Source organism: Pseudomonas sp. xss_2 (genome assembly GCF_043104195.1).
GTDB lineage: Bacteria > Pseudomonadota > Gammaproteobacteria > Pseudomonadales > Pseudomonadaceae > Aquipseudomonas > Aquipseudomonas urmiensis.
The window spans coordinates 40,602-66,916 of sequence record NZ_JBICKL010000025.1 but is presented as its reverse complement, the minus strand read 5'-3'; the positions used below and the strand labels follow the sequence as shown (position 1 = coordinate 66,916).

The following is a 26,315-nucleotide window of genomic DNA, read 5'->3' as shown; positions in this document are numbered from 1 at the left end:
GGCTGCAAACCTCAAGGTAACGCTCAGACCCCTTGCGGAATCTCTTCGCCACCCAACGCCTCGAACAGCGCCGGCAGGAACTCGGTAAAGGTCATCATCATCAGCAGGAAGCTGGCATCGAACTGCTGCTGCGCTTCATCACCGCCATCCTGCTCGGCCTGCTCTTGCAGCAGCTCCTCGAACTTCAGGCGCTTGATCACGGTCTTGTCGTCAAGTACGAACGAGAGCTTGTCCTGCCAGGCCAGGGCCAGCTGAGTCACCACCTTGCCGGTTCCCAGGTGCAGTTGGATCTCGTCGCTCTTCAGGTCCTGGCGCTTGCAACGGACGATGCCGCCGTCTTCATGGGTGTCACGCAGTTCGCACTCGTCCAGCACATAGAAGTCTGGCGCGGCGGCTTGCGACTTGACCCAATCGGTCATGGTCGCGCTCGGGGCGATCTTCACGGTCACCGGCCGCACCGGCAGCGAACCCATCACTTCGCGCAGGGTCGACAGCAGGTCTTCGGCGCGCTTGGCGCTGGCCGAGTTGACCAGGATCAGGCCCAGGCGCGGGGCGATGGCAGCGAAGATCATCGAGCGGCGAATGAAGGCACGCGGCAGGAAGGTCTGGATGATGTCATCCTTGATCTGGTCGCGTTCCTTCTTATAGACCTTGCGCATCTGCTCGGTCTCGATCTCCTCGACCTTCTCTTTGACCGCGTCGTTGACCACGCTGCTGGGCAGGATGCGTTCTTCCTTGCGCGCGGCAATCAGCAGGAAATCACCGCTGACATGCACCAGAGGAGCGTCTTCGCCTTTGCCGAACGGCGCGACGAAACCGTAGGTGGTCAGCTCCTGGCTGGCGCATGGGCGGGCCGGCTTGCTGGCCAGGGCGGCTTCCAGTGCCTCAGGCTCGAATGGGACTTCCTGGGTCAGGCGATAGGTCAGCAGGTTCTTGAACCACATGAGGGTAGATCTCTCCTTAATGCATAAGGCGGGCATTATTCTCCGACTGGTGCCATGCGGCCAACCCTGTCAGAGCGCCATCAGCCACTTATTAGTAAGGAAAAGGGCGGTTGCGCTAGGTCCTTGAAAGCCCTGCAAAAAATTTTTTAAAAAGTGCTTGCCAGGGTGGTACGTCCTCCGTAGAATGCGCGCCACACCGAGACGAAGGGTGATTAGCTCAGCCGGGAGAGCATCTGCCTTACAAGCAGAGGGTCGGCGGTTCGATCCCGTCATCACCCACCACTCGATGTATAGCGCAGCGGTAGTTCAGTCGGTTAGAATACCGGCCTGTCACGCCGGGGGTCGCGGGTTCGAGTCCCGTCCGCTGCGCCATATTCAGCTTCAAGGGCCCACTGAACACCCTGAAGCAACAGAGAAAGCGACCTTAGGGTCGCTTTTTTTGTTTCTGGCATTGCGTCAGAATGCCCCCTGTCCGCCGGAAGCGGCCAGCAGGTTCCGCTCCGGCTCTTCACCGCAAGCAAGAGACCGACCATGCAGGATGCCAGTACTTCTCTCTCCCCCGCAGTTGCCACGCCATTGCTGGGCATCGACCTGGGCACCACCAATAGCCTGATTGCCGTCTGGCAAGACGGGCAAGCGCGGCTGATCGCCAACGCCTTGGGCGAAGTGCTGACGCCGTCGGTGGTCAGCGTCGATGACGATGGCAGCATTCTCGTCGGCAAGGCCGCCAAGGCGCGCTTGACCACCCACCCGCTGCGCACCGCCGCCGCGTTCAAGCGTTTCATGGGCAGCGACAAGCGCTTCGAGCTGGGCGAGCATCGCTTCACCCCTGAAGAGCTGTCGGCACTGGTCCTGGGCGCGCTCAAGCAAGATGCCGAAGCCTATCTGGGCTGCCCTGTGAGCGAGGCGGTGATTTCGGTGCCCGCCTACTTCAGCGACGAGCAGCGCAAGCGCACGGTATTCGCCGCCGAGCTTGCCGGGTTGAAGGTACAGCGGCTGATCAACGAACCGACCGCTGCGGCAATGGCCTATGGGCTGCATGAGCAGAAATTCGAGCGCACCCTGGTGTTCGACCTGGGCGGCGGCACCTTCGATGTCACCGTGCTGGAGTACGCGCTGCCGCTGATCGAGGTGCATGCCTCAACCGGCGACAACTACCTGGGCGGCGAAGACTTTACCGATGCCTTGCTGCTGGCGTGCTTGCGCGATTGGAACCTCACGCTGGACGACCTGCAGCCGCAAGCGCTGGCCAGCCTGCATGACGCCATCGAGCAGTTCAAACATGAATTGGGCGAGGGCAATTGGACCCTGAGTTGGAACGGTGACGCACAGCCGCGCCAGTGGCAACTCGATGAGCTCAAGCTGCAAGCGATCTGGGCGCCATTGCTGGCCCGGGTGCGTGCGCCGATCGAGCAGGCCCTACGTGACGCCCGCTTGAGCCCCAAGGAGCTGGATAGCCTGGTACTGGTCGGTGGCGCGACGCGCATGGCGCAGGTGCAGCAGCTGGTGGCCAAGTTGTTTGGCCGGTTGCCGTATCGGCACCTGGATCCGGACACCATCGTCGCCCTCGGCGCTGCCAGCCAGGCGGCGTGCAAGGCGCGAGACGAGGCTATCGATGAGCTGATTCTCACCGATGTCTGCCCCTACACCCTGGGCATCGCCGCCCAGCGTGGCGGGGAGAACAGCGGGGCGTTTTCGCCGATCATCGAGCGCAATACCGTGATCCCGACCTCGCGGGTCGAGCGCTTCTATAGCAGCCATGCCGATCAGAAAGTGGTGCGCATCGCTGTGTATCAGGGCGAGCGGCCTTGGGTGCGCGACAATATTCTGGTGGACAGCTTCGAGATCCCGTTGCAGCAGACCGGGCAGATTCAGTCGCTGGATGTGCGCTTTAGCTACGACATCAATGGCTTGCTGGAGGTGGATGTGACCTTCCAGGAAACCGGCCAGAAGCACAGTCACAGCATCGACCGCAGCCCGACCGGGTTGGATGAGCCGGCGCGCGAGGCCAGCCATGAGCGCCTGTCGCGGTTGAAGATTCACCCGCGCGATGCGCTGCCCAATCGCACCTTGTTGGCGCGCTTGGAGCGGGCGTGGATGCAGAGCCTGGGTGAAGAGCGGGAGTTGATTGGCAGTTGGCTGGATGCGTTCAATACCGTGCTGGCGGGGCAGCAGGCTGGGGAGATCAGTCGTCAGCGCCAGCAACTGAGCCAAGCGTTGGATGAGTTGCGCTATTGACAGTGTTGGGGCCGCAACGCGGCCCCCGCTGCTTATCGTTTAACCGTTCAAACGCCGCAACGTCGCCTGCAGCCCACCGTCCAGCTGCTGCGCCTTGCCCGGCGGCGGCCCATAACGATTGGGCAGCTTGTCTCCCGGCAGCCCCAGCAACATCAGCGGCAACACCGGCAACACCCGGCTGACCACCAGCAGCAACAGCAGCGCCGGCACCCCTTGGCCAATGTCACGCAAGCGCCTGAGAAAGCCGCTGACCAACAGCAACCCCATCACCACCACGATCATGGGGGCGGTCAGCATCAAGCTCCCGCACAACGCAATCGCGCCCAGGTGCAAGGCAAAGCCTGTGCGGTTGAGCCGGCTCTTGAGCTTCCACACCGCCCAGAATGGCGCAGGTGCCTGCTTGAGATCGTTGCGCAGCATACGCTCGCTCCACGACAGCAAGGCCATGATCGCGCAGCGCAGGCCTGGATCGAGCTCGGCGTCGTCCTTGGCTTTTTGCAGGGCGCGCAGCAAGCGGGTCTTGGGCGGGGCGCAGTGGTTGAGCAGGCTGTCCAGCGCATCCAGGGCATCGTTGAACGGGCGGCTGGCGATGCCTTGCTTGTGCAACAGGTCAGCCGGCGGATGCTTGGTCTTGCCCTCGACCAGATTGCGCCGCAGCGGTTCGTACCCGTAGTCCTCGATGTACAACGCCTCGATGCGGTTGCGCAGGCGCGTGCGTTGCTCCTCGTCCAAGCTGCGGTCGTGATAGAGCACCGCGCAGAACAGCAGTTTGCCCAGCGGGTAGTCGTCAAGCACGTTGGCCTCGTTTTCCAGGCTTGCCAAGAGCTGCGCGGCGCTGGGCAGGTGGGCACTGTCGAGCAGCGTGCGCAAGGTCAGCATCTGGTTGGCCACTAGCGCTTGTGCCGGATCGGCGCTGTCCAGCGCGCCAAACAGGCCATTGCTGCCGTCTGGGCTGGCCAGGGTTTGCAGCAGCACGCCATGCAGCGGGGCGAATGGATGCTCGGCGGGGTAGTGCAGTTGGCCGGGCAACTGCGCCGGTATCAAGCTCAGCCAGCGCGTCGGGTGTTCGAGCAGGGCGAGCATGAACAATTGCTGGCGATGCCAGTTCCAGGCAGCTTCGCCATCAGGCATCGGCGGCAGCAACAGGCCGCGCTCGGCGAGTTTGTCCTGTGTTTGCAGGGCGAAGGGGACGGTGAACATGCGCCGCATCTCGAAGTTGCGGTTGAGGCTGTGCAGTGCTGGCGCGCCGTAGTTGCGCATGCGCCGCAGCCACTCGCGGCACGCCGGGTGCAGTTGTTGCGTGGCGAGTGCCTCGGGCAATGACGCGGCAGGGTCTTCACGCTGGCAGAACTGCACCAGGGCCTGCACCACCGGTGCCTGTTGCAACCAGTGCAGTTGTTGCTCGGCCTGGCGTTGGAAACCTTCCAAGATCAAGGCGTCGAGGGCATCTTCGCCGGGCGTTTGCGCAAGGATCTGCCGTAACAGCTCGGCTTCACCGCGCTGCAACGCCCAGGCATACCAGTACAGGCGGTGGAGGGCGCGGTCTTGCGCCTCTGTCGGTTCATCCAGCAGCAGGGCCAGCAAAGGCAGTTCGTCGTCACCGTCCAGGCGCCAGTCGATGAACTGGCTGGCGATACCGCCCAGCTCCAGGCGCGAGGCTTGCAGCCAGCGCGCCAGGGTTTGTGGGTTTTGTGCCGGGGTGCCCAGCAGCTGCGCAGGATCGGCAAGATCCTCGGGCCAGGAAACGGGCTGCGACACACTGTCGAAGGCCTGGATCAGCAGCGGCAGGCGTTGCGACTGGTACTGCGTGCAGAGCTCGATCAGCCAGCGCTCGGCCTGCGGATGGCGGTGTTCGCGCCACAGCCGCAGCCAGCAGTCCATCGCCTGCTGCTTGGCACCCAGGGCGTCGGCCTGGCAGGCCAGCAGGTAGAGCAGGTCCTCATCGTCCGGGGCCTGGCGTTGGCGCTCCAGCAGCAGCGCGTGCAGGGTTTGGCTGGCGACCCCAGCCTGGCTGAACTGCACCAGCAGGCGCTGGATCAAGCCCTGATCGTCGGGGAAGGCCAGGCAGGTATGGGTTTGGGCGAACTGCGCGTACTCGAACAGCGGCCGTTGCTGGAAGCAGTACTCCAGGCTGCGGAAGTACCACAGCGCCTCCAGCTGCGCCGCAGGTGGCCAATCGCGCATCAGCCCGGTGTCGAATGGATCGGGTTGCTCCAGACGCTGGAGGAAGGCTTCCACCTCATGTGGATCTTCCAGGCGCAGCAGTTGTTCGGCCCAGCCCAGGCGCTGGGCCAGCAGGCCGACACAGCGGTGCGAGATCGGCCCGCAGTTGCGCAGTTCGTGCAGCAGGCGCCAGCTCAGCGCTTCGAGGTCGTCCAGCGGCAGCTCGTCAAGCTCGGCGATGTATCCCTGCCAGGCGACCGGATCGAAGCGCAAGGCCGGCTCTTCCAGCAGGCGGTGGAAGGCCTGCAAAGCTGGGTGTGGCGCGTCATCCTGGGCCGCGGCGTCAGCTTCGGAGGCGGCGCTCGATTCACCTTCGCGGGCCAGGCGCAGGGCCTCTTCATAGGCCTCGCGCAGCGCTTGGAAACCTTGCGGGTCGGTTTCCGGGTGGTGCGACGGCAGCAGGCCACGGTAGGCCTGGCGGATGCTGTTCAGGTCCTGGGTCGGTTCCAGGCCCAGGCGTATCCAACAACTCATGACCAGCAGTCCTCTTGCAGTGAGGCGGGGCGTTGCGGTTCGGGCAGCTCCAGGTCCCACGGCAGGTTGGCCAGCAAGTCGCTGGCGCCGTGGCGCAGGTTGAGCACGATGCAGCGGTTCCAGTGTTCGCTACCTTGGCGTTCGAGTTCGGCGGCCAGGGTGTCGTCGCTGCTGTCGGAGGCATTCCACAGCGCCTTGCCGATCAGGTAGCCGGCCAGGTAACTGTCCCAGCGGTTGTAGTAGTGGCGGGCGCGCAGGGCCAGGCGGTAATGCAGGTAGAGGCTTTCATCGAGCGTGATGAAGTCCTTCTTGAGCCCGGCCCGCAGAAGAAAACTCATCCGCCCCAGGTCCCACGCGCGGGTGCCACCGGGGCCGCAGTCGGGGAAGGTGCGGGCGGCGTATTCGTGCTTGATGCGTTCGCGCAGTGGCAGGCTGGCCAGCAGCGCCTGCCACTCGCTCGGCAGGCGGCGCTGGAATTGCCAGTAGGCTTCGGTCAGCTCGGTGGCGTGGCCGTTATCGGCCATGCCGAGCATGTCCAGCAATTGCGCCCGGTTGCTGATGCCCCACCAGCGTTCGAGGTCAGTCTGATCGTCGCCTTCGAAGTACTGCGCGGCGGTGTAGCTGGCGCCATTGAGGGCGGCCATGGGTGCGGACAGGGCATGCAGCCAGTGCTGCGCGGTTTCTTCCATGAGGGGGCTCCTGGGCCGGCTCGAAACAGAAAAGGCGGCCGGCCTTGCTGGGGGCGATTGTAGAGAGCGAGGGGGGTGGGGGCAAATGTCGCTAGTTGGCTTTTGGGGTGGCTGCGCCGGCCTTATCGCGGGGCAAGCCCGCTCCCACGACGCCAAGCGATGAGGTTTAGGCGATTTGACTGGCTGAAACGAAACGCCCCAGCTCTTCATCGCGCAAGGTCAATACTTCAAAGCCCTCGGCGGTCACTGCCACGGTATGCTCCCACTGCGCCGACAAGCCGCCATCGCGGGTAATCACCGTCCAGCCATCTTTGAGCGTGCGCGTGCCACGCGCGCCCTGGTTGATCATCGGCTCGATGGTAAACACCATTCCTGGCTTGAGTTTCAGGCCCATGCCGCGCTGGCCGTAGTGCAGCACTTCCGGCCCTTCGTGCATCTGTTGGCCAATGCCGTGCCCGCAGTATTCGCGTACCACGCTGTAGCCGGCGGCCTCGGCATGGCTCTGGATGGCATGGCCAATGTCGCCCAGGGTGGCGCCCGGGCGCACTTGCTCGATGCCTTTGCACAGCGCGTCATAGGTTGTGTCGACCAGGCGTTGGGCGTCTTCGCTGATCGCGCCGATGCGGTACATCTTCGACGAGTCGGCGATGTAGCCCGCTTGCTCCAGGGTGATGTCGACGTTGATGATCGAGCCTTCCTTGAGCACTTCGTCAGCCTTGGGGATGCCATGGCACACCACGTGGTCGACCGAGGTATTGAGCGAGTAGGGGAAACCGTACTGGCCCTTGCTCGCTGGCCGGGCGCGCAGGGTCTGGACGATGAACGCCTCGGCGCGGTCGTTGATCTGCAGGGTGGTGACGCCGGGACGGATGAAGCCGTCGAGGTCGGCGAACACCTGGGCCAGCAACTGGCCGGCGCGGCGCATCAGGTCGAGTTGCTCGGGGGTCTTGAGGATCACCTGGGACATTGGGACTATGCGAATCTCGGTTGAATAGGCGTTTACAGCATATCCCCAGGCTGGTTGCCGGTGCTACCGGTTGGTGCGCAGGTCACCAACTCGGTGCAAGGCCGTTGCCAGGGCTGCGCCCTGGTTCGTGGGCACGCCCGCTCCCACAAGAATCGTGGCGAACCCGCAAATCCAGGTGTGCAGGGCGGGTATGACAGCGTTGGCCTGCGAGAAACAGCAACTGGCCCAGGATTTGCTCAATCCCCTGTACCCGGGTCGTCAATGCCGATGGCCCACCTCTTTTCACGACAAAGGCGCCGTGTTGCCCCGCTTGCTTAGGCAAGCCCAGGGCAGCCGGCGCCTTTTTCGTTTTTGCCGGGAGAAGCCGATGGCCACTAGCCAAGTGCGCAGCGTTTGCCCTTATTGCGGGGTAGGGTGCGGCATCGTCATGTCGGTGGAAAATGGCCAGGTGCAGAAGATCGCTGGCGATAAACAGCACCCCGCCAACTATGGTCGCCTGTGCACCAAAGGCCTGACCGCGCACCTGCCGCTAACCGCCGCTGGGCGCATGGCCAATGCCTACGTCCGTCAGCAGCGCGCCCAGCAGCCGGTGCGCAGCAGCTTGGACGCGGCGATCGAGCAGGCCGCCGCGCGCCTGCGCGCAATCATCGACGAGCATGGCCCGGATGCCGTGGCGCTGTATGTCTCCGGGCAGATGTCGCTGGAGGCGCAATACCTGGCCAACAAACTGGCCAAGGGCTTTATCCGCACCCGCCATATCGAGTCCAACTCGCGCCTGTGTATGGCCAGTGCCGCCAGCGGCTATAAACAATCGCTGGGCGCCGACGGGCCGCCCGGCAGCTATGAGGATTTCGAACAGGCAGACGTGTTTCTGGTGATCGGCGCGAACATGGCCGATTGTCACCCGATCCTGTTCCTGCGCCTGCTCGACCGGCTCAAGGCCGGGGCCAAGCTGATCGTCGTCGACCCCCGGCGCAGTGCCACGGCCGACAAGGCCGAGCTGTTCCTGCAACTGCGCCCCGGCAGCGACCTGGCCCTGCTCAATGGCCTGCTGTACCTGTTGCACCAGAACGGCCACACCGATGCCGAGTTCATCGCTCGTCACACCGAAGGCTGGAGCGATCTGCCGAGCTTTCTTGAGGACTATCAACCCGAGCGCGTGGCGGCCCTGACCGGGTTGTCCGAGGCTGACATCCGCCAGGCCGCACAGTTGATCGGCAGCGCGAATAACTGGATGAGCTGCTGGACCATGGGCCTGAACCAGAGCATCCATGGCACCTGGCACAGCAATGCACTGTGCAACCTGCATCTGGCAACGGGCGCCATCTGCCGCCCCGGTAGCGGGCCGATGTCGTTGACCGGTCAGCCCAATGCCATGGGCGGGCGCGAGATGGGCTACATGGGCCCGGGCCTGCCGGGCCAGCGCTCGGCGTTAGTGGCCGCAGACCGGGCGTTTGTCGAGGCGCAGTGGCAACTGCCCGCTGGCAGCCTGCGCAGTGAAGGTGGCGAAGGTACGGTGGCGCTGTTCGAGCAGATGAAGGCGGGCGAGGTGAAAGCCTGTTGGATCATCTGCAGCAACCCGGTGGCCAGCGTCGCCAACCGCCAGCAGGTGATCGACGGCCTAGGCCAGGCGCAGTTGGTGATCAGCCAGGATGCTTTTCTCGACACCGAGACCAACCGCTACGCCGACATTCTCCTGCCCGCGGCGCTGTGGGCCGAAGGCGAGGGGGTGATGATCAACAGCGAGCGCAACCTGACCCTGATGCCGCGCGCCGTCGACGCCCCAGGTGAAAGCCAGGAAGACTGGCGGATCATCGCCCGCATCGCCTGCGCCATGGGCTACGCGGACGCATTCGATTACCCCAATGCCGAGGCGGTGTACGACGAGATCCGCCGCTTCTACAACCCCACCACGGGGTATGACCTGCGCGGTATCCGCTATGCCGACCTGCGCCAGCGTCCACGGCAATGGCCCAGCGCACCGGGCCGCGAAGATGATCGCAGCCCACTGCGCTACCTCAATGACGGCAGCAGTCAGCCGCTGCTGCGCGACGCGCAGGGTCTGCAACCGGCGCTGGCATTCCCCACCGCCAGCGGTAAGGCGCGTTTCTTTGCCCGGCCGTGGTTGCCGGCCGCCGAGCTACCGGACGATGACTATTCCTTCGTGCTCAACACTGGCCGTGTACAGCATCAGTGGCACACCCTGACCAAGACCGGCAAGGTCGCAAGCCTGAACAAACTCGAGCCGGGTCCCTTCGTCGAGATCAACCCCGAGGACGCCCAGCGCCTGGGGATCGCCGAGCACGATCAAGTTGCGATCCGCTCGCGCCGTGGTCAGGCGCTGTTGCCTGCGCGCGTCACTGACCGGGTCATGGCTGGCGGTTGCTTTGCGCCGTTTCACTGGAACGACCTGTACGGCGAGCAATTGGCGATCAATGCCGTGACCTCTGATGCGCTCGACCCAACTTCACTGCAACCAGCCTACAAGCACTGCGCCGTGGCCCTGGAACGGGTCAGCGGTGCACGCATCGATGCCGTGGACTTGACCACTGCCGCCCCTTCGGAGCCTGCCAGCATGCCGCTAGCCACCCTCAACCGTCTGCTCGGCCTGGATAGCTTGCCAGCCCCGGCCCTGGCCGAGGATGAGCGGCATTATCTGCAAGGTTTTTTGCTCGGTCTGGGCCAGGCGCGCCCGCAAGGGGTGCCCAGCCTGCCCGCCACGGCACCGCTGGCGCCGGCCCGGCGCCTGTTTGTCGATGGCTTGCTGGCCGGGCTGTTCGTCCAGCCCCAGGCGCTGCCGAGCGCCTTGCCCGAAACCGCCCCGCACCGGGTGCTGTGGGCATCGCAGACGGGTAACGGCGAGGCCCTGGCCGATCGTTGCGCGCAGCGTTTGCGTGCCGCCGGGCTGGCCGTGGAGCTCAGTTGCATGGAAGCGGTCACGCCCAGCCAACTGCAAGGCGCCGCCAGTGTGCTGCTGATCGCCAGCACCTTTGGCGACGGCGAGGCGCCCGATAGCGGCGCGGCGTTCTGGCAAGCGTTGCAGGGCGAGCAGGCCATTGATTGCGCTGAACTGCCCTACGCGGTGTTGGCCCTGGGCGATTCGAGCTATGGCCAATTCTGTGGCTTCGGGCGCAAGCTCGATGAGCGCCTGGCGCAACTGGGTGGGCGCCGGCTGCTGGCGCGGGTCGATTGCGAACCGGACTTCGACCAGGCCTTTGCCGCTTGGCTCGACGCGCTGCTGACCGAGCTGGGCAGTGTCGCGCCGCTGCCAGCGGCCATAGAGCCTGAGCCACTGGCCGCCTATGGCAAGCGCCGGCCTTGGTCGGCGCAATTGCTGGAGAACCGCCTGCTCAATGGCCCCAATGCGAGCAAGGAAACCCGGCAGCTGGTATTTGATCTGGCGGGCAGCGGCTTTACCTATCAGGCCGGAGACGCCCTTGGCGTGTGGCCGCGCAATTGTCCGCAGTTGGTCGAAGAACTGCTGGCCTTGATCAAGCTCGACGCCAGCACCACGGTCGAGTTGCAGGGGCACCCCGCCATGTCATTGGCGAGCGCTCTGGAGCAGCATCTGGAGATCGCTCGGGTCACCTCCCAGCAGCTACACGTGTTCAGCGAAACCGCCGCTGATTTGCGTCGTTTGCTACAGCCTGAACACAGCGCCGAGCTCAAGGACTGGTTGTGGGGGCGGCAGTTGGTCGATGTGCTGCGCGAGTTTCCCCAGCAACTGCCGTTGGCCACCTGGCTTGAGCTGCTCAAACCATTGCAACCGCGCCTGTATTCGATCAGCTCAAGCCCCAGGGCTCACCCTGAGCAAGTTCACCTGACCGTGTCGACGGTGCGCTATGGCCAGCGCAAGGGTGTGTGCTCGGCGTTTCTTGCCGATCGCGCCAAAGCGCTCAAGGTGGCGATCTTCCCCCAGGTCTCCAGGCATTTTCGCCTGCCCGAGGATGACGCCGTGCCGATCATCATGGTCGGCCCGGGCACCGGTATTGCGCCGTTCCGGGCTTTTCTGCAAGAGCGCCAGGCCAGGGGCGCGAGCGGCGGTAACTGGTTGTTCTTCGGTGAACAGCACCAGGCCTGCGACTTCTATTACCGCGACGAGCTGCTGGCTTGGCAAGCCAGTGGCCACTTGCGCTTGGATACGGCGTTTTCCCGTGATCAGGCAGAGAAGATCTACGTTCAACAGCGCATGCGCGAGCAAGGCGCTGAGCTCTGGCGTTGGCTACAGCAGGGGGCCTATTTCTATGTCTGTGGCGATGCCCTGCACATGGCCAAGGATGTCGATGCGGCGTTGCGCCAGATCGTGGCCGAGCAGGGCGACATGAGCGCCGAGGCGGCGGCTGCCTATGTCGAGGCGTTGAGCCAGGACAAGCGCTACCGCCGTGATGTGTACTGAATGCCCCATTATGGGGAGTGATGCACTTTGGCTGTGCGATTTTTCGCAGATCGAGGTTGCCCGTACCGGCCTCTTCGCGGGCGAGCCCGCTCCCACAGGGGCCGGGTCGATTACAGGGGCTGCGGCTTGCAGGGCCATGTGGGAGCGGGCTTGTCGGGGCGCCGAACCGCCGCGAAGAGGCCAGCAGGTGCAACGCAAAAAATGCTCCCTGCACAGTCAGCACATCAAATTGGCACACTCCCTGCTTTTACTCTTGTACAACAGCCCCGCTGATCAACGGCGATCACTCAGGGGCCTCACACTGATGAGAACAGGCAAAGGCGCCTGGAGCTTCGGCTCCAGGCGTTTTTTTTTGTCTTTACGGCGGCCAACCCCGCCAACCGTGATCGAGGATCGGCTATGAAGGCAACAGCGAGCGGCGAACATCTACAGCGACTGGTCATCGTCGGCAACGGCATGGTCGGTCACCACTGCGTCGAGCAACTGGTCGAGCGTGGCGCCCTGGCCCGTTTCGAGGTGCGGGTGTTCGGCGAAGAGCGCCAGCGCGCCTACGACCGGGTGCACCTGTCGGAGTACTTCGCCGGCAGCGATGCTGAAACCTTGGCCATGTGCCCCAGCGATTTCTACACCGGCCACGGGGTGCACCTGCACCTGGGCGAAGCGGTCGTGGGCATCGACCGCGAGCGTTGCGAGGTGGTCACCGCCGAGGGCCGTTATGGCTATGACCAACTGATCCTGGCTACCGGTTCCTACCCGTTCGTGCCACCCATCGAAGGCTCCAGCGGCACTGCGCGACTGGTCTATCGCACCTTGGATGACCTCGACGCCATCCGCACGGCAGCCGCTGATGCCCGTCGCGGGGTGGTGGTCGGTGGCGGCTTGCTCGGCCTGGAAGCGGCCAACGCGCTGAAATCTCTTGGCTTGGAAGCGCACGTGGTGGAGTTCGCCCCGCGCCTGATGCCGGTGCAACTGGACGGCGAGGGCGGCGCGGCGCTCAAGGCGCAGATCGAAGCCCTCGGCGTTGGCGTGCACCTGTCGCGTGCCACCCAGTCGATCAGTGCCGGCGAAGCCTACCGCTACCGGATGAATTTCGACGGTGGCGAGTTCCTCGAAACTGACCTGATCGTGTTCTCCGCCGGCATTCGCCCGCAAGATGCCCTGGGTCGCAGCTGCGGCCTGGACATCGCCCCGCGCGGTGGGGTGGTGATCGACAACGACTGCCGCACCAGCGACTCGCAGATCTTCGCCATCGGTGAATGCGCCTCGTGGAATGGCAGCGTGTTCGGCCTGGTCGCGCCGGGCTACAGCATGGCGCGCAACCTGGCTGCGCGGTTACTCGGGGAGGCCAGCAGCCCGTTCACCGGCGCCGACATGTCGACCAAGCTCAAGTTGCTCGGCGTCGATGTCGGCTCGATCGGCGATGCCCACGGTGCCACGCCCGGCTCGCGCAGCTATCGCTTCATCGACGAAGCCAATGCGGCCTACCGCCGCCTGGTGGTCGATGCCAGCGGCAAGCATGTGCTCGGTGCGGTACTGGTCGGCGACAACAGCTACTACGACACCCTGCTGCAGTACTGCCAGAATGGCATCGCCCTACCTGCCGACCCGGCCGCGCTGATCCTGCCGCAAGGCGCTGGTGCACCCGCCTTGGGCGCCGATGCGCTGCCCGACAGCGCGACCATCTGCTCGTGCCACAACGTCAGCAAAGGCGCGGTCTGCGCCGCCATCGACAGCGGCTGCGCCGACCTTGCCGCGGTCAAGAGTTGCACCAAGGCCGCCAGCGGCTGCGGCGGCTGCGCGGCATTGCTCAAGCAGGTGTTCGAACACGAACTCAGCGCCCGCGGCGTCACTGTCGACAAGAGCCTTTGCGAGCACTTTGCCTACACCCGCCAGGAGCTCTATGGCCTGGTTCGGGTCGAGGGCATCCGCACGTTCAATGAGCTGCTCGAACGCCACGGCAAGGGTCATGTCGGTTGCGACATTTGCAAGCCAGCGGTGGGTTCGATCCTCGCCTCATGCTGGAACCAGCCGATCATGGACCCCGCCCTGGTACCGCTGCAGGACACCAACGACACCTTCATGGCCAACATGCAGAAAAACGGCACCTACTCGGTGGTGCCGCGCATCCCAGGTGGCGAGATCACCCCGGACAAACTGATCGTGATCGGCCAGGTGGCGAAAAAATACGACCTCTACACCAAGATCACCGGCGGCCAGCGCATCGACCTGTTCGGCGCCCAGTTGCACGAGCTGCCGCTGATCTGGGGCGAGCTGATCGAGGCCGGCTTCGAAACCGGGCATGCCTACGGCAAGTCGACCCGCACGGTGAAATCCTGCGTCGGCAGCACCTGGTGCCGCTACGGCGTTCAGGACAGCGTCGGCATGGCCCTGCGCCTGGAAGATCGCTACAAAGGCCTGCGTTCGCCGCACAAGCTCAAGTTCGCGGTGTCTGGCTGCACCCGCGAATGCGCCGAAGCGCAGAGCAAGGACATTGGCGTGATCGCCACCGACAAGGGCTGGAACCTCTATGTGTGCGGCAACGGCGGCATGCGCCCGCGCCACGCCGAACTGTTCGCCACCGACCTGGACGACGACGCGCTGATCCGCACCATCGACCGCGTGCTGATGTTCTACATCCGCACCGCCGACAAGCTGCAGCGCACCTCGGTCTGGCGCGAGAGCCTGGAGGGCGGCCTGGATTACCTCAAGGCGGTGATCCTCGACGACAGCCTGCAACTGGGCGCCGAGCTCGAAGCGCAGATGCAGCATGTGGTCGACCAGTATGAGTGCGAGTGGGCCAACGCTCTGAACGATCCCGAGAAACTCAAGCGCTTCCGTACCTTCGTCAATGACCGGCGCGCCGACCCGGACGTGCACTTCGTCCGCGAACGCGAACAACGCCGACCTGCTAGCGCGCTGCACCTGATCCCCACTGTCGAGGAGGCTGTCTGATGAACCTGTCCAATGCTGCTGTTGCGCAACACGCCCACTGGCAGGCGGTGTGCCAGGTGCAGGACCTGGTCGCCGATTCTGGCGTAGTGGTGTGGCTCGAAGGCGAGCAGGTCGCGCTGTTCTACCTGCCCAATCAAGAGCAGGCGTTGTACGCCATCGACAATCGCGACCCGCGCTCGGGGGCGAACATCATCGGCCGCGGCTTGATCGGCAGCATCGGCGGCGAGCTGATGGTCGCCGCGCCCTTGTACAAGCAGCACTTCAGCCTGCACAGCGGGCGCTGCCTTGAGGATCCGCAGCAGGCGCTGCGGGTGTGGCCAGTAAGGATGCGCGGCGACGCTGTGGAGCTGGCGATGCTATAAGATGGCGCATCGACGCTATCGCGGCAGCGGCCGCCCCCCAAGGCATGAATCTCGACACGCGTATCAAGTATCGCCATCTTCTGTGCTTCCTGGAGATTGCCCGCCAGGGCAGTCTGGCCAAGGCGGCTGGGGTATTGGCGATCAGCCAGCCGGCTATTTCCAAGACCCTCAAGGAGCTTGAAGAGCTACTTGAAACGCGCCTGTTCGAGCGCACCCGCCAGGGCGTCGAGCTGACCCCGGCTGGGACCCGTTTCATGCGCTACGCCGGGCCCAGCGTGCAGGCGTTGCGCGACGGCGTGAGCACGCTGCGTGGCGAGGCGCGAGCGCCTTCGCAGGTGCGCATTGGTGTGCTTTCGACTGTCGAAGGGCTGTTGATGCCGGAGGTGCTGTGCCGCTTGCACCAGCGTCATCAGGATCTGGTGATCAGCGTGGTCACAGGCGTCAGCGCGCAGTTGCTGGGCCAGCTGCATGTGGGTGAGCTGGAACTGGTGGTCGGGCGCATGACTGATAGCCCGCAGATCCAGGGGTTGTCATTCGAGCATTTGTACAGCGAGTCGATGAGCCTGGTGGTGCGCCCTGGGCATCCGCTGCTGGCGCGCCAGCCAGTGGAGCGCGGCCGGGTAGGGGACTATCCGCTGGTGCTGCCGCCGGCGGGCACGACCATTCGCCAGCATGCTGACAGCCTGTTCGTACAATGTGGCATCCAGCTGCCGGCGCAGCGCCTGGAGACGCTGTCGCTGGCGTTGAGCCGGCGCTATCTGTTGGGCAGCGATGCAGTGTGGGTCGCGCCACGCGATGCAGTGCTGATCGACCTGGGCAGTGGCGAACTGGTTGAGCTGGACCTCGGCGTGCAGGAGCCGGGTGGCTCGGTGGGGATCTGTCGCAATGCCGCGTTGCCGCAGAGCCTGCCGGCGCAGTGGATGTGCGAGGTGTTGCGCGAGGTGGCAGGGCAATATCGGGATGGGGTTTATCCTTGAGCTTGCTGGGCATGTCACCGGTTTCTCTAGTGCCCTGTGACCTGCACTTCGAAATAAATAGCCACAAAAACCAGGCAAACCGAGCCTATCCCGTCAATACTGGCCATTGGCTGCAACCCTGGGATGAACAACCTTTCACCCACTGAACTTCCAGCCCGCAACCCGCTCTTATGCCGGTAGCCATTGGTAACGGCCGCCTGATAAGCTCGCGGCTTTACCCTGATTGCCCTTATGGCGCATGAACAAGGAACTAGCATGAAACAACATCGTTTGGCGGCTGCGGTTGCCCTGGTAAGCCTGGTTCTGGCGGGCTGCGATGCCCAGACCAGCAGCGTAGAGCTGAAAACCCCGGCACAGAAAGCCTCCTACGGTATCGGCCTGAACATGGGCAAGAGCCTGGCTCAGGAAGGCATGGAAGACCTTGATTCCAAAGCGGTAGCCCTCGGTATCGAGGATGCGGTCAGCAAGAAAGAACAACGCATCAAGGACGAAGAGCTGGTCGAGGCCTTCACCGCCCTGCAAAAGCGTGCTGAAGAGCGCCTGACCAAGGCCAGCGAAGAAGCCGCTTCCGCTGGCAAGAAGTTCCTGGAAGAAAACGCCAAGAAGCAAGGCGTGGTTACCACTGCCTCCGGCCTGCAGTACGAAGTGGTGAAAAAGGCCGATGGCCCGCAGCCTAAGCCGACCGATGTGGTCACCGTCCACTACGAAGGCAAGCTGATCGATGGCAAGGTGTTCGACAGCTCGGTCGAGCGCGGCAGCCCGATCGACCTGCCCGTCAGCGGCGTGATCCCAGGTTGGGTCGAAGGCCTGCAACTGATGCACGTCGGTGAGAAGTACAAACTGTACATTCCGGCTGAACTGGCCTACGGCGCGCAGAGCCCAAGCCCGCTGATCCCGGCTAACTCGGTACTGGTGTTCGATCTGGAACTGATCGCCATCAAAGACCCGAGCAAGCTCGAAGGCGAAGCGCCGGACGCTGCCGAAGCGCCAGCCAAGTAAGCCTCGGCTGACTGCACAACGCCCCGCCTGCCGGGGCGTTGTCGTTTCTGTAGGGCAGGCAAGACGAACCTTGCGGGCGCCGGGCTGTCGGAAAAAGGACTGGCGTTGCGGTTGCCGCAAAACGTTTGCGAAGATGAAACAACTGTGTAAAAAACGCCCGATCTGAGCCAGACCCTTGCCCACTGGGCGCCCGGCGTCGGAAACTGTGCCCTGTTCACAAGGTTATCCACAATAAATGTGGATAACCTTCTGCCGATCTGGAGGCCTCATGAGCGCACCCTGGAATTTTGCCCGTTTCCTGCCCCTGGCCGAGCGTCTGCTCAGCCGTGGTCGGTTGCCGGCTTTGCTGTTCGCCGTTGCCCGTAAAGGGCCCAGGCTTGGCCAGCTGCGCGAAGACGTGCGGCTGATGCAGGCGCTGTGCCTGGCGTGGTGGCGGGGTGAGTACCGCGCGGTCAGCCCCAAGGCGCTGGTCACCGTCGTGGCCGGCCTGTTGTATTTCGTTAGCCCATTGGACGCGATTCCCGACTGGCTGCTGGGCGTCGGGTTTCTCGATGACATTGCCGTGCTGGGTTGGGTGCTCAAGACCGTGGCCGATGAGCTGGGCCGCTTCAAAGCCTGGCGTGACAGCCAGGCCCCGGAGCGTCTGCGCGTGGTCGAGCGCCTGCCAGACACCCCTGAAGCGCTACGCCTAGAGCGCCGCACGCCCTGATTTGCACCTGAACTGCACAGACTCCCGCGCTTGGTAATATAATTGGCATAAGGATTATGCCTACGGATTACATGGAGTAATCCTACGTAAGGGGATTGTGATGGAAATTCAGGTCATCAGCCGGGACGGTCAGCCCGAATATGCCGTTGTTCCCTGGGAGCACTACCAGGCACTGCTCAAGGCGGCTGGTCAAGCGCCTGCCACCGCCAAGGTCGAAGCAGGCCAGGCAGATACTCCTGCGCCAAGCGCAACCTTGCTCGACCTGAGTGAGCTGGCGCAGTTACGCCAAGCCAAGGGCCTGGCTGCCGAACAACTGGCGCGTACGGTGGGCATTAGCCCGGCGTACCTGGCCATGATCGAAGCAGGCGAGCGCCGGCCTGATGCGGCGATCTTGCGCAGTCTGGCCTGGCACCTGGGTATCGCCGGCTGGAGCGAGCCATCATGAGCCAGGTGAGGATCAGCCGTCAGCAGTGGCAAAGCCTGCTCGATGAACTTGATCTAGCCCGACGCCAGCGTCATCTGCTTACCTACCGCGCCCTGCTCGAGCGTCTACAGTTGCCCACCCCGGCGATGCAGACGCTGACCGCTGCCCTGGAATACCTGGCGCGTCTCGATGCCCAAGCCGAGCAACCGCTGCGCAGCTCGCTGGTGATCAGCCAGGGCGCCAGCCGCCTGCCACGCACCGGCTTCTTCGAATGTGTCGAACGCCTGGGGCGGTTTTCCGGGCCGGTGGATGGCATGGAGGCGGCGTCCTGGCATGCATCGGAAGTGGTGCGGGTCTTCGAGTACCGCTATCCCGAAGAGGCCTGAGCCAGGCGCTGTTACAAGCCGTACATAAGCCAGAAGGGCCGAACGTTCACACGTTCGGCCCTTCTGGTTTGTGTCACACGCTTGAGCGGCTGCTCGGCACTTAGTGCTTGGCCACCTGCGAGTTCAGGCTCAGGTAGTCGAGCAGGATGCGCCCAGTCTCGGACAGGTAGGCGTCATCTTCCGGCTTGGTGTCTTCATCCTCGACCGGCAGGGCGTCCTCGTCTTCCTTCTTCAGCTCCTTGAGCGGCTCTTCGCCCTTGGCCTTGCGACGAATGTTCTCCAGGGCCAGTTGCTTGGCTTCGATCTCATCGTGGCGAGCGCGGCGTTCCTGCTCATTGAGGCTGACGGTTTTTTCGTTCATCAGCTTCTGGGTCAGGGCCAGGCGGTCTCGGATGTAGGCGAACTCGGCGTCCTTGGCGCTGCGCGCGTCATGGCGTGCCTTGAGCTCAGCCAGGAACGGCTTGAACGGGTCGGCCGCCGGTCTGATCACCGGGCGGATGGTGTCCCACGGCATCGCCTCGGGCAGGGCGCTCTCGCCAATTTCCTTGGTGTCGATGATCGACGGGTAGTCGATGTCCGGCAGTACGCCCTGGTGCTGGGTGCTCTGCCCGGAGACCCGGTAGAACTTGGCCAGGGTCAGCTTCAGTTCGCCATGGTTGAGCGGCTGGATGGTTTGCACGGTGCCTTTGCCGAAGGTCTGGCCACCGATGATCAGCGCGCGGTGGTAGTCCTGCATGGCACCGGCGAAAATCTCCGAGGCCGAGGCCGACAGGCGGTTGACCAGCAGCGCCAGGGGACCTTTGTAGAAGGCGCCGGTGTTCTCATCTTCCAGCACATCGACGCGGCCATCGGCGTTGCGCACCAGCACGGTCGGGCCTTTGTCGATGAACAGGCTGGTCAGCTCGGTGGCTTCCTGCAGCGAGCCGCCGCCGTTGTTACGCAGGTCGATGACCACGCCATCGACTTTCTCTTTCTGCAACTCGGTGAGCAGCTTCTTGACGTCGCGGGTGGTGCTCTTGTACTCCGGATCGCCGGCCCGGTAGGCCTTGAAGTCCAGGTAGAAGGCCGGGATCTCGATGATCCCCAGCTTGTAGTCACGCCCGTCCTGCTTGAGCTTGAGCACCGATTTTTTCGCGGCCTGCTCTTCAAGCTTGACCGCTTCGCGGGTGATCGAGACCACTTTGCTGGTCTGGTCGTTCGGCGCATTGCTGGCCGGGATGACCTCCAGGCGCACCACCGAGCCTTTCGGGCCACGGATCAGCTTGACCACTTCGTCCAGGCGCCAGCCGACCACGTCGACCATTTCCTTGTTGCCCTGGGCGACGCCGATGATCTTGTCAGCCGGGGCCACCTGCTTGGTCTTGGCTGCCGGGCCTGCCGGCACCAGGCGCACGATCTTGACCTGGTCGTTGTCGCTTTGCAGCACCGCACCGATGCCTTCGAGCGACAGGCTCATGTTGATATCGAAGTTTTCCGCGTTGTCTGGCGACAGGTAGTTGGTGTGCGGATCGTAGGACTGGGCGAAGGTGTTGATATAGGCCTGGAAGATGTCTTCGGCACGGGTTTGGTTCAAGCGCGCCAGTTGGTTCTTGTAGCGCTTGGTCAGGGTTTCCTGGATCTGCTTGGGATCCTTGCCGGCGATCTTCTGGCGCAGCACTTCGTCCTTGACGCGTTTGCGCCACAGGTCGTCGAGCTCGGCCTCATTCTTCAGCCACGGGGCGTCCTTGCGGTCGACCAGCAAGGATTCCTTGGCAGTGAAGTCGATCTTGTCGACGCCTTTGTTCAGCTCCGCCAGGGCGAAGTCCAGACGCGATTTGACCCGATTGAGGTAGCGCTTGTAGATGGTGAAACCCGGGTCGAGATTGCCGGCCTTGAGGAAGTCGTCGAACTGGGTCTTCCACTTGTCGAATTCGGCTATGTCGGACGCGGTGAAGTAGCTGCGCGAAGGGTCGAGCAGCTTGATGTAGCTGTCGTAGATGATCACCGAGCGGGCATCATCGAGCGGCGGCTTGCTGTAATGATGGCGCTTGAGCAGCTCCACCACGTTGAGGCTGGCAACAACCTCGTCTCGATCTGGCTGCAGGCTTTCCCACTTGTTGGCGGCCGCCGCATTGCCGCCGAGCGTCAGACTGCCGACGCCGATGAGCAGGGCGAGGGCGGTGCTGGGCAGGAAATGCTTCATGCTGATTCGACGTAAAGGCAATTGATCACGCATAGTAGGCCGTCTATTCCGTTCGCCGGTTCCATGGAGCCGGACAAATACTGCGAAAAGCCCGAGGTAAGCATCCTCGGGCTCAGTCATGACTCAACTATGGAGGCACTGTGAAGGCATTGCAAGGCGTTGACGGACATGTGGAGTGGGTCGAGGCCGAGCGCCCGACCTGTGACGCGGGCCAGGTGCGCATTCGTGTGGCCGCCGCCGGGCTGAACCGCGCCGACCTGTTGCAGCGCGCCGGGCTCTACCCACCACCGCCGGGGGCCAGCCCTTATCTGGGCCTGGAATGCTCGGGGGTGATCGAGGAGGTTGGCGCTGGTGCCGACTGGCGTGTGGGTGATCGGGTGTGCGCACTGCTCGCCGGTGGCGGCATGGCCGAAGAAGTGGTGGTCGATGCCCGCCATGTGCTGCCGGTGCCCGAGGGCCTGAGCCTGCACGAAGCGGCGGCGATTCCCGAGGTGTATGCCACGGCTTGGTTGAACATCTTCCAGCTCGGCGGCTTGAAGGCCGGCGAGAAGGTGCTGGTGCATGCCGGGGCCAGCGGCGTCGGTTCGGCGGCGATCCAGCTGTGCAAGGCGTTTGGCAACCCGGTGTGGGTCAGTGTTGGCTCGGCCGAGCGGCTGAGCTATTGCCAGGACCTGGGTGCAGCCGGTGGCGTGGTGCGCAATGAGAACCTGGATGATTTGAAGGGCCTGGCGCCGTTTGACGTGATCCTCGACCCGGTGGGCGCTGGTTATGGGCCGCTTAACCTTGAGCTGCTGGCGCGCGATGGGCGCTGGGTGATCATTGGCTTGATGGGCGGGCGCAAGGTCGAGCTGGACCTGGCGGTGGTACTGGGCAAGCGCCTGCAAGTGACGGGCTCGACCCTGCGCAATCGCGATGATGGCTTCAAGGCTGAGTTACTGCAGGAGTTGGCGCAGCAGGTGTGGCCGCTGTTTACTGAAGGCCGCCTGAAGGCGCAGTTGGTCGATACCTACCCGGTGGCGTTTGCCGAGGCGGCTTATGCGGAGCTGGCCACCAACCAGGTGTCGGGCAAGCTGGTGTTGGTGATCGACCAGAGCCTTGTGTAGTCCCTGCTGACCCCATCGCGGGGCAAGCCCGCTCCCACGCCAGAGCGACTTACTGGCATGGGAGCGGGCTTGCCCCCGCGAATGCGAGCTCAAGACCACGTCAAAATCGGCCAGCCATTGATCTGGGCATGCTCACGCAACACCGCATCCGGATTGACCACCCTCGGATGATCCACCTTCAGCAACAACGGCAAGTCATTGCGCGAGTCCGAATAAAAACTCGCCCCCTCCAGGTTCTCCTGCTCCTGATCCAGCCACTCCAGCAAGCGGGTGATCTTGCCTTCGCGGTAGGTCAGCACGCCATGGGTCTTGCCGGTATACACCCCGTTGACCGCCTCCAGCTCGATCGCCAGGTACTCATCGACCCCCAACCGCGCAGCGATCGGCCCCACCAGGTGAGTGCCGGAGGCCGAGATGATCAGAATCCGATCGCCCAGCTTGCGATGCTCGGCAATACAGCGGCAGGCATCGCCATAGATGATCGGCTCGATCACCTCCTCGACCCACGGCTCGACCAAATGCTCGACCTCTTCCAGGGTGCGCCCGGCGATCGGCTCCAGGCTGAAGGCCATGTACTCCTCCATGCGCAGGTGACCCTTGCCGTAAGCCTCCATCAGTTCATGGTCTCGGCGCAGAAACTCCTTGCTGTCGACCCAGCCAAGCCGCGCCATCTGCTCACTCCACAGTGACGCGCAGTCACCGTGAATGAGGGTTTCGTCCAGATCGAAAATTGCCAAAGCCATTGCGCAAATCTCCTAAGCCACTTCTCGTAGCGCGGTGGGGTCGATTGCCAAGGATACCCGCTGGCCGTCCGGATGCAGATCGGCCGATGAGCGGTTGAGCACATCCACCACCAGTTCCACCCCGCGCACCTCGACCCGGTAACGGATGACATTACCCAGCAAGCTATGACTGCGGACCAGGCCGTCCAGCTCGCCATTGAGGCCGAGGCTGATCGACTCGGGACGGATCGCCAGGCGGCTGGCGATTGGCCGCTGCAGAACGCGGCTGGCGCTGTCGGCATCGAGCAGGTTGTAGTTGCCGATAAAGCCTGCGGCAAACAGGTCCACCGGCGCTGTGTAGAGGGTTTCGGCATCGCCGCTTTGGACGATGCGGCCCTGGTTCATCAGGAAGATGCGATCAGACATGGTCAGCGCCTCTTCCTGGTCGTGGGTGACGAAAATGGTGGTCAGGCCCAACTCGCGCTGGATCGCGCGGATCTGCTCACGCAGGTGCTTGCGGATGCGCGCATCCAGCGCCGACAGCGGCTCATCGAGCAGCAGCAGGCGCGGGCGAGTGACCAGCGAGCGGGCCAAGGCCACCCGCTGACACTGGCCGCCCGACAGCTGGTGCGGGTAACGCCCGGCGAAGCTGCCCAGCTCGACCAACTCCAGTACCTTGCGCACCCGCGCCTGGCTTTCTTCGGCTTTGGTTTTCTGCATGCGCAGGCCAAAGGCGACGTTCTGCTCCACGGTCATGTTAGGGAACAGCGCATAGCTCTGGAACACCATGCCGATTCCGCGCTTCTGCGGGCTGAGCGGGACGATGTCCTGGCCGTCCAGCAGGATCTGCCCGCTGTCCACCGGGGTCAGCCCGGCGATGCAGCGCAATAGGGTGGACTTGCCGCAGCCGGAGGGGCCGAGCAGGGTGACGAACTCGCCGCGTTGGATCTGGCAGTCAATGTCCTGGAACACCGGGGTGCCGGCATAGCTTTTGTGCAGTTTTTCTACGCTGACGAAGCTCATGTCAGGATTTGTCCTTGTTCAGGCGGTTGGCGACCCAGGTCAGCAGCAGGACGAAGGCGAAGTAGGAAATCACCAGTGCGCTGTTGAAGTGGCCGCTGCTGTTGCGCATGTTGTTCAGGTACACCTGCAGGGTCTCGTAGCGGGTGCCGACCAACAGGTTGGCGAATACGAACTCGCCGAACAGGAACGAGAACGACAGCAGCAAGGCGACCATCAAGCCCTTGCGCAGGTTGGGCAGCACCACCAGCAACGCCGCCTGCCAGGTGCTGGCGCCGAGCAATTGGGCGGCGTCCATCAGGTCGCGCAGGTTGATCGCCTGCAGGTTGTTGGTGATCGCCCGGTACATGAACGGCAGGGCGACGGTGAAGTAGCAACCGATCAGGATCCACGGCGTACCGACCATCGCCATTGGCCCGCTGCCATACAGTTGCAGCAAGCCCACCGAAGACACCACCGGCGGCACCGCGAACGGCAACAGGATGAGGATGTTCATCAGTGCGTCCAACCGCGGGAAGTGGTAATGCACCACGAACAACAACGGCAGGATCAGCACCACCGACAGCAGCAGGGCGCCCACGCAAACCAGCAGCGATTGGCCGAATGCGGCGAGAAAGCGCGGCTCGCTCCACAGCGCCACGTACCACTTCAAGGTCAGCCCGCTGGGGAGCAGGCTTGCCGACCAACTGGTGGCCAGCGAGTAGAGCAGGGTGCCGGCCAGGGGCAGCAGCAAAATAAGGAACAGCAAGTACACCACCACGCGGTGGTACACGCCGCCCTTGCCAGGTTCAGCGCGCATGGTAGCTCCTCTTCAACAGCCATTGATGGACCACGGTCACCAGCGTCATCAAGCCCACCAGCACCATCGCCAGGGCGCTGGCCAGGTTCGGGTCGAGGCTGATGTCGCCGGCCACCAGCGCCGCGATGCGGATCGGCAGCACGTTGAAATTACCGGTGGTCAGCGCGTAGACGGTGGCGTAGGCGCCCAGGGCGTTGGCCAGCAGGATGACGAAGGTGCCCAGCAGGGCTGGCATCAGCACGGGCAGGCCAATGTGTCGCCAGTATTGCCAGTGGCTGGCGCCCAGCAGCGCGGCCGACTCCCGCCAGTCTTCGCGCAGGGCGTCGAAGGCCGGGTAGAGCAGCAGCACCCCCAACGGGATCTGGAAATAGGTGTAGACCAGGATCAAGCCGCTCTTGGAGTAGATGCTGAAGTCTTCGAGCAGGCCGATCTGCTTGAGCAGCAAGGTCAGTGCGCCGTTGAACCCGAGCAGGATGATGAAGGCGAAGGCCAGCGGCACGCCGGAGAAGTTACTGGTCATGTTGGCGAAGGCGCTGACGAAATCACGCAGCCGCGAGTCGACCTGGCGCAGCGAATAGGCGCCGAGGGTGGCAATCAGGATGCCGAACAGGCTCGAATAGAAGCTGATTTCCAGGCTGCGTTGCAGCGCCTGCAGGTAGAACTTGGAGGCGAATATCTTGCTGAAGTTGTCCAGCCCCCAGCCGCTTTCGGCGTGCAGGCTGTGCACCGCGACCCAGCCCAGCGGGGCGATCTGGAAGATGAAGAAGAACACCGCGAACGGCAGCAGGCAAAGCAGGGCCAGGAAACGGCCGCGGCGGCTGGAGGTCACTTGAGCAGCTCCCGGCAAACCGTTTTGTCGTGGGCCACCCCGAGCAGTTCGCAGATCGTCCCGCACAGCTCGGTTTGCAAGGGCTTGGCTGCAGGATCGAGGCTGAACGCGTCGCCGAAGACGAACAGCGGCACCTCGCGCTCTTCGGCCAGCAGGCCGTTGTGCGAGCGGTCGTTGTTCATGCCGTGGTCGGCGGTGACCAGGATCTGGTAACCCTCTTCGAGCCAGCGCGGCAGGTAGTCGGCCAGCAGGATGTCGGCGCTGCGCGCCGCGTTGCGGTACTGGCTGCTGTCCAGGCCATGGCGGTGGCCGGTGTCATCGATGCTCATCGGATGCACCAGGAGAAAATTCGGTGCGTGGCGCCGGCGCAGGTATTCGGCGTCGGCCAGCAGGTGCGAATCGGGATAACGGTCGTCCCAGTAGAACAGGCCGTGCTGGATCGGCAGCTTGGGCGCGTGGGTATGGCGGTCGCGTTGCGGGTCGAACGGCGAACGGTTGTACAGCTCGCTCATCCAGTGATAGGCCGCCGCCGCGGTGCCCAGGCCGGCTTCGCGGGCGTAGTGGAACACGCTGCGCTGGTTGGACAGGCGATTGACATTGTTGTGCACGATGCCGCTGTCGATCGGCGGCACGCCGGTGAGGATGCATTCGTACAGCGGCCGCGACAGTGACGGCAGTTCGCATTCGACCCGATACAGGGCGGCGCGGTCGGCCTCGACGTAGGCGTGCAGGTGGCCCATGGCGTGATGGGCCACCTGGTGGTTGAGGCCGTCGAGCAGGACCAGGATGACGTTGTGTTGCATGTTGACTCCGCAGGGACAGTGAGAACCTAGGCGTGGGAGCGGGCTTGCCCCGCGATGGCGGTTGGGCAAGCGCCAGGGTTGCCGGGGCTGACGCTATCGCGAGGCAAGCCCGCTCCC

Annotated in this window: 20 protein-coding genes and 2 tRNA genes; 12 read left to right on the top strand and 10 right to left on the bottom strand. The window is 63.8% G+C overall.

Annotated features, from left to right (window positions below; genetic code table 11):
* Positions 1–23: 23 nt before the first annotated feature.
* Positions 24–944 carry a recombination-associated protein RdgC gene (gene rdgC / locus ACF8K2_RS03815; RefSeq protein ID WP_392463552.1) on the bottom strand — a complete coding sequence of 307 codons (921 nt, stop codon included), beginning with the start codon at positions 942–944 and terminating at the stop codon, positions 24–26.
* Positions 945–1,150: 206 nt separating this feature from the next.
* On the opposite strand from rdgC, the gene ACF8K2_RS03810 reads away from it, so the two are divergent.
* The 3 genes from ACF8K2_RS03810 to ACF8K2_RS03800 all read left to right on the top strand — a co-directional run bounded on the left by ACF8K2_RS03810 (position 1,151) and on the right by ACF8K2_RS03800 (position 3,182).
* Positions 1,151–1,226: transfer RNA gene (locus ACF8K2_RS03810), tRNA-Val, on the top strand.
* Positions 1,227–1,239: 13 nt separating this feature from the next.
* Positions 1,240–1,316, top strand: a tRNA-Asp gene (locus tag ACF8K2_RS03805).
* 159 nt (positions 1,317–1,475) lie between these two features.
* Positions 1,476–3,182 carry an Hsp70 family protein gene (locus ACF8K2_RS03800; protein WP_392463550.1) on the top strand — a complete coding sequence of 569 codons (1,707 nt, stop codon included), beginning with the start codon at positions 1,476–1,478 and terminating at the stop codon, positions 3,180–3,182.
* Positions 3,183–3,221: 39 nt separating this feature from the next.
* Here the strand turns inward: ACF8K2_RS03800 and ACF8K2_RS03795 are convergent, their stop codons facing one another.
* The 3 genes from ACF8K2_RS03795 to map all read right to left on the bottom strand — a co-directional run bounded on the left by ACF8K2_RS03795 (position 3,222) and on the right by map (position 7,535).
* Positions 3,222–5,879 (bottom strand): molecular chaperone DnaJ, encoded by a 2,658-nt coding sequence (locus tag ACF8K2_RS03795; protein WP_392463547.1) that lies wholly within the window; start codon positions 5,877–5,879, stop codon positions 3,222–3,224.
* On the bottom strand, positions 5,876–6,568 hold the full coding sequence (locus tag ACF8K2_RS03790; protein ID WP_392463545.1) for a DUF1266 domain-containing protein: 693 nt from the start codon (positions 6,566–6,568) through the stop codon (positions 5,876–5,878). Before ACF8K2_RS03790 ends, ACF8K2_RS03795 begins: the two co-directional genes overlap by 4 nt.
* 166 nt (positions 6,569–6,734) lie before the next feature.
* Positions 6,735–7,535: a type I methionyl aminopeptidase gene (map, locus tag ACF8K2_RS03785; protein WP_392463543.1), complete on the bottom strand. Its 801-nt coding sequence runs from the start codon at positions 7,533–7,535 to the stop codon at positions 6,735–6,737.
* 367 nt (positions 7,536–7,902) lie between these two features.
* On the opposite strand from map, the gene ACF8K2_RS03780 reads away from it, so the two are divergent.
* From ACF8K2_RS03780 to ACF8K2_RS03745, 8 genes are all read left to right on the top strand, one after another.
* On the top strand, positions 7,903–11,931 hold the full coding sequence (locus ACF8K2_RS03780) for a molybdopterin-dependent oxidoreductase (RefSeq protein ID WP_392463541.1): 4,029 nt from the start codon (positions 7,903–7,905) through the stop codon (positions 11,929–11,931).
* A gap of 399 nt (positions 11,932–12,330) precedes the next feature.
* Positions 12,331–14,883: a nitrite reductase large subunit NirB gene (gene nirB / locus ACF8K2_RS03775; RefSeq protein ID WP_392463539.1), complete on the top strand. Its 2,553-nt coding sequence runs from the start codon at positions 12,331–12,333 to the stop codon at positions 14,881–14,883.
* A complete protein-coding gene (gene nirD, locus ACF8K2_RS03770; protein ID WP_186554695.1) occupies positions 14,883–15,245 on the top strand; it encodes a nitrite reductase small subunit NirD in 363 nt (120 codons plus the stop codon). Before nirB ends, nirD begins: the two co-directional genes overlap by 1 nt.
* A 44-nt stretch (positions 15,246–15,289) precedes the next feature.
* On the top strand, positions 15,290–16,222 hold the full coding sequence (gene pcaQ, locus ACF8K2_RS03765; RefSeq protein WP_392463536.1) for a pca operon transcription factor PcaQ: 933 nt from the start codon (positions 15,290–15,292) through the stop codon (positions 16,220–16,222).
* 255 nt (positions 16,223–16,477) lie between these two features.
* Positions 16,478–17,221 (top strand): FKBP-type peptidyl-prolyl cis-trans isomerase, encoded by a 744-nt coding sequence (locus tag ACF8K2_RS03760; protein WP_186554697.1) that lies wholly within the window; start codon positions 16,478–16,480, stop codon positions 17,219–17,221.
* A gap of 268 nt (positions 17,222–17,489) precedes the next feature.
* Positions 17,490–17,930 carry a YkvA family protein gene (locus ACF8K2_RS03755; RefSeq protein ID WP_186554698.1) on the top strand — a complete coding sequence of 147 codons (441 nt, stop codon included), beginning with the start codon at positions 17,490–17,492 and terminating at the stop codon, positions 17,928–17,930.
* Between the two features lie 100 nt (positions 17,931–18,030).
* Positions 18,031–18,375: a helix-turn-helix domain-containing protein gene (locus ACF8K2_RS03750; protein WP_392463533.1), complete on the top strand. Its 345-nt coding sequence runs from the start codon at positions 18,031–18,033 to the stop codon at positions 18,373–18,375.
* Complete coding sequence (locus ACF8K2_RS03745) at positions 18,372–18,740, top strand: hypothetical protein (RefSeq protein ID WP_186554700.1); 369 nt, start codon at positions 18,372–18,374, stop codon at positions 18,738–18,740. The genes ACF8K2_RS03750 and ACF8K2_RS03745 overlap by 4 nt, the downstream gene beginning before the upstream one ends.
* A 100-nt stretch (positions 18,741–18,840) precedes the next feature.
* On the opposite strand, the gene ACF8K2_RS03740 is transcribed toward ACF8K2_RS03745, so the two are convergent.
* A complete protein-coding gene (locus ACF8K2_RS03740) occupies positions 18,841–20,922 on the bottom strand; it encodes a carboxy terminal-processing peptidase (RefSeq protein ID WP_264235784.1) in 2,082 nt (693 codons plus the stop codon).
* Between the two features lie 140 nt (positions 20,923–21,062).
* Between ACF8K2_RS03740 and ACF8K2_RS03735 the strand changes: the two genes are divergently transcribed.
* Positions 21,063–22,025 carry an NAD(P)H-quinone oxidoreductase gene (locus tag ACF8K2_RS03735; protein WP_392463530.1) on the top strand — a complete coding sequence of 321 codons (963 nt, stop codon included), beginning with the start codon at positions 21,063–21,065 and terminating at the stop codon, positions 22,023–22,025.
* Between the two features lie 89 nt (positions 22,026–22,114).
* Here ACF8K2_RS03735 and ACF8K2_RS03730 read toward each other — a convergent pair whose 3' ends face one another.
* Genes ACF8K2_RS03730 through ACF8K2_RS03710 form a run of 5 tightly spaced genes read right to left on the bottom strand, consistent with a single transcriptional unit; the run spans position 22,115 to position 26,198 of the window.
* On the bottom strand, positions 22,115–22,768 hold the full coding sequence (locus ACF8K2_RS03730) for an HAD family hydrolase (protein WP_392463528.1): 654 nt from the start codon (positions 22,766–22,768) through the stop codon (positions 22,115–22,117).
* Positions 22,769–22,780: 12 nt separating this feature from the next.
* On the bottom strand, positions 22,781–23,770 hold the full coding sequence (locus ACF8K2_RS03725) for an ABC transporter ATP-binding protein (protein WP_392463526.1): 990 nt from the start codon (positions 23,768–23,770) through the stop codon (positions 22,781–22,783).
* A 1-nt stretch (position 23,771) separates the two neighbouring features.
* Positions 23,772–24,566 carry an ABC transporter permease gene (locus ACF8K2_RS03720; protein WP_186554705.1) on the bottom strand — a complete coding sequence of 265 codons (795 nt, stop codon included), beginning with the start codon at positions 24,564–24,566 and terminating at the stop codon, positions 23,772–23,774.
* Complete coding sequence (locus tag ACF8K2_RS03715; protein WP_392463523.1) at positions 24,556–25,395, bottom strand: ABC transporter permease; 840 nt, start codon at positions 25,393–25,395, stop codon at positions 24,556–24,558. The genes ACF8K2_RS03720 and ACF8K2_RS03715 overlap by 11 nt, the downstream gene beginning before the upstream one ends.
* The gene (locus ACF8K2_RS03710) at positions 25,392–26,198 is read right to left on the bottom strand and encodes an alkaline phosphatase family protein (RefSeq protein ID WP_186554707.1); all 807 of its coding nucleotides are present in this window, start codon (positions 26,196–26,198) and stop codon (positions 25,392–25,394) included. Before ACF8K2_RS03710 ends, ACF8K2_RS03715 begins: the two co-directional genes overlap by 4 nt.
* Positions 26,199–26,315: the final 117 nt, after the last annotated feature.

Coding starts and splice junctions, on each gene's coding strand:
- rdgC (WP_392463552.1), bottom strand. CDS start 944: ATGTGGTTCAAGAACCTGCTGACCTATCGCCTGACCCAGGAAGTCCCA.
- ACF8K2_RS03800 (WP_392463550.1), top strand. CDS start 1,476: ATGCAGGATGCCAGTACTTCTCTCTCCCCCGCAGTTGCCACGCCATTG.
- ACF8K2_RS03795 (WP_392463547.1), bottom strand. CDS start 5,879: ATGAGTTGTTGGATACGCCTGGGCCTGGAACCGACCCAGGACCTGAAC.
- ACF8K2_RS03790 (WP_392463545.1), bottom strand. CDS start 6,568: ATGGAAGAAACCGCGCAGCACTGGCTGCATGCCCTGTCCGCACCCATG.
- map (WP_392463543.1), bottom strand. CDS start 7,535: ATGTCCCAGGTGATCCTCAAGACCCCCGAGCAACTCGACCTGATGCGC.
- ACF8K2_RS03780 (WP_392463541.1), top strand. CDS start 7,903: ATGGCCACTAGCCAAGTGCGCAGCGTTTGCCCTTATTGCGGGGTAGGG.
- nirB (WP_392463539.1), top strand. CDS start 12,331: ATGAAGGCAACAGCGAGCGGCGAACATCTACAGCGACTGGTCATCGTC.
- nirD (WP_186554695.1), top strand. CDS start 14,883: ATGAACCTGTCCAATGCTGCTGTTGCGCAACACGCCCACTGGCAGGCG.
- pcaQ (WP_392463536.1), top strand. CDS start 15,290: ATGAATCTCGACACGCGTATCAAGTATCGCCATCTTCTGTGCTTCCTG.
- ACF8K2_RS03760 (WP_186554697.1), top strand. CDS start 16,478: ATGAAACAACATCGTTTGGCGGCTGCGGTTGCCCTGGTAAGCCTGGTT.
- ACF8K2_RS03755 (WP_186554698.1), top strand. CDS start 17,490: ATGAGCGCACCCTGGAATTTTGCCCGTTTCCTGCCCCTGGCCGAGCGT.
- ACF8K2_RS03750 (WP_392463533.1), top strand. CDS start 18,031: ATGGAAATTCAGGTCATCAGCCGGGACGGTCAGCCCGAATATGCCGTT.
- ACF8K2_RS03745 (WP_186554700.1), top strand. CDS start 18,372: ATGAGCCAGGTGAGGATCAGCCGTCAGCAGTGGCAAAGCCTGCTCGAT.
- ACF8K2_RS03740 (WP_264235784.1), bottom strand. CDS start 20,922: ATGAAGCATTTCCTGCCCAGCACCGCCCTCGCCCTGCTCATCGGCGTC.
- ACF8K2_RS03730 (WP_392463528.1), bottom strand. CDS start 22,768: ATGGCTTTGGCAATTTTCGATCTGGACGAAACCCTCATTCACGGTGAC.
- ACF8K2_RS03725 (WP_392463526.1), bottom strand. CDS start 23,770: ATGAGCTTCGTCAGCGTAGAAAAACTGCACAAAAGCTATGCCGGCACC.
- ACF8K2_RS03720 (WP_186554705.1), bottom strand. CDS start 24,566: ATGCGCGCTGAACCTGGCAAGGGCGGCGTGTACCACCGCGTGGTGGTG.
- ACF8K2_RS03710 (WP_186554707.1), bottom strand. CDS start 26,198: ATGCAACACAACGTCATCCTGGTCCTGCTCGACGGCCTCAACCACCAG.